Below are 2,022 nucleotides of genomic sequence, written 5' to 3' on the forward strand. Positions count from 1 at the left end.
ATCTGTTGCGGAAATAACGCTTTTTATACGGATTTCAGCCGTATTTCTTACGTTTAGAGTGCCATCTTTTCTCTTGTTGAACAAATACTAACCTCAAAGTTTCAGTGAGTTACTTAAATGACAGATTTATTAGACGGTTCTCTAGAGGTTAATTTGTTACTCGGCTCGCTTTTGCTCTTTGAACCGTAGAAAGGCCGCAGTTGAGTTGCTTGGCTACCGCTCGCATCGAGTATCCTTCCTTTAATAGTCGATTGATGTCCTCATACCGATCTAAATCTGGTTTGCGGCCAAACTGGACGCCTTTTTCTTTCGCTTTTGCGATACCTTCTAATCGACGCTCGTTGATGATGGCACTTTCGAACTCAGCAACAGCACCAAGCATACTGAGCATCAAATCCTGAAATGCATTCTTTTCACTAGTGAAGTGAAGGTTCTCTTTGTGAAATTTCACAGAGCAACCTTTGCCAGTAATCTGATCGATGAGTTCACGCAAATCTTTCAAGTTACGTGCTAAGCGATCGATAGAGTGGACATTGATGTGATCACCAGAATTGATAAAACGGAGCAAAGATTCCAATTCTGGACGTTTTGCATTTTTACCGGATGCCTTATCTATAAAAATGCGATCGCAAGGTACTTTATCAAGTTGTCGTTCGGTATTTTGAATTTTTGTTGACACGCGAAGATAATTGAAGGTCAGTTTTCTCATGCTGTGCTCGTTTATTTAAGTATGATGCGAACATAGTACCAAAATGCATATCGAGCACAACTATTGAACACGTAATTTCATTGGCCTGAGTGCCTATTTCGAAAACGGGATTTTTTGTGCTCGTATATAATTATATACGAGCATGGCGTGATGAATGGTAGCTTAAACGCCTATTGGCACTATAGTCGTTTTTGTTAGATGTCAGATTGTTGAGCCTGATTTAGTAGTGATAGCGACACGAAATTATTGTTATAGCTTGATCATCGACTGCGTAAACAAGCCTATTAGTGTCATCAATACGGCGAGACCAAAAACCAGATAAGTTCTCTTTTAACGGCTCTGGTTTACCGATGCCCTCAAATGGAGAGCGCTTAACATCATTGATGAGTTTGTTAATGCGCTTGAGTGTTTTCTTGTCTTGAGTTTGCCAATACAAGTAGTCATCCCAAGCGTCATCAGTCCACGACAGTAAACGTTGAGGATTATTCATCAACTAACTCTCGTACTGCTATTTTACCTGCACGGTACTGTGATATCGACCGATTTAAATGTTCAGCGTTTTGAGGAGAGCGTAGTAAGTGAACGGTCTCCATAAGGCTATTGTAGTAGTCTAAAGACATAACCACAGCATCTTCAGAATCACGGCGTGTAATAACTGTTGTATCAGCATCATTAACTACATTGTCTAAAACAGCTTTGAGACCATTTCTAGCTTCAGTAAAAGATACGATTCTCATAAGAACCTCCACATGTACGTTTAATGGAACAAGTATAGTCCTCACCACTTTAGTTGTACAGTAAACTGAGCATGCGATCTTGATAAGACAAGTAACTCTACAATCTATCAATATCTCTAAGGTGTTTTGATTTTGTAGTTATAAAAGTGCTTTTGATAGATGATTTCACGAGCTATCAAAAAGCATACAAAATGATAGATTGTTGATATTGCAATAATAGTGAGAGTAATGCTTTTAATGAAAAAAGCATTTGCTTGAGAAATAATTAAAACGAATTTATAGGTTTGGGTTCTTAATTGTGGTTGTTTGATAGTTAATGTGTGTTGAGACTTTATGAGGACAAAATAAGTAAATGGTTGTGTAATGAATTTGATTCGTTTGAAGCATATCTCATGCGAGTGAACATTTATATACTGATAAGTTGTCCATTAGTACAATGAATTATTGTTTATGTCTATTGAAACGTATGTCTCAAAAATTAATTAAAGCTCCAAACCGTAAATATTTAAAAACGCCTCCTACTCCTTAAATGTCGAGTTTGTAGGCGTACGCAAAATTATGCAACTTGGCTAATGA

3 protein-coding genes are annotated in these 2,022 nt (G+C 37.5%); all 3 read right to left on the minus strand.

Annotated features, from left to right (window positions below):
- Window positions 1–148 precede the first annotated feature (148 nt).
- Window positions 149–709 (minus strand): recombinase family protein, encoded by a 561-nt coding sequence (locus H735_RS29360; protein WP_202906000.1) that lies wholly within the window; start codon window positions 707–709, stop codon window positions 149–151.
- A gap of 220 nt (window positions 710–929) precedes the next feature.
- Window positions 930–1,199 (minus strand): Txe/YoeB family addiction module toxin, encoded by a 270-nt coding sequence (locus H735_RS29365; protein WP_020198232.1) that lies wholly within the window; start codon window positions 1,197–1,199, stop codon window positions 930–932.
- Window positions 1,192–1,446: a type II toxin-antitoxin system Phd/YefM family antitoxin gene (locus tag H735_RS29370; RefSeq protein ID WP_020198231.1), complete on the minus strand. Its 255-nt coding sequence runs from the start codon at window positions 1,444–1,446 to the stop codon at window positions 1,192–1,194. The genes H735_RS29365 and H735_RS29370 overlap by 8 nt, the downstream gene beginning before the upstream one ends.
- Between the last annotated feature and the right edge of the window lie 576 nt (window positions 1,447–2,022).

The sequence above is a fragment of the Vibrio owensii CAIM 1854 = LMG 25443 genome (assembly GCF_000817815.1).
GTDB classification, from domain to species: domain Bacteria; phylum Pseudomonadota; class Gammaproteobacteria; order Enterobacterales; family Vibrionaceae; genus Vibrio; species Vibrio owensii.

Excerpts from the sequence above, each read along its gene's own strand:
- H735_RS29370 (WP_020198231.1), bottom strand. The coding sequence starts at position 1,446 with ATGAGAATCGTATCTTTTACTGAAGCTAGAAATGGTCTCAAAGCTGTT.
- H735_RS29365 (WP_020198232.1), bottom strand. The coding sequence starts at position 1,199 with ATGAATAATCCTCAACGTTTACTGTCGTGGACTGATGACGCTTGGGAT.
- H735_RS29360 (WP_202906000.1), bottom strand. The coding sequence starts at position 709 with ATGAGAAAACTGACCTTCAATTATCTTCGCGTGTCAACAAAAATTCAA.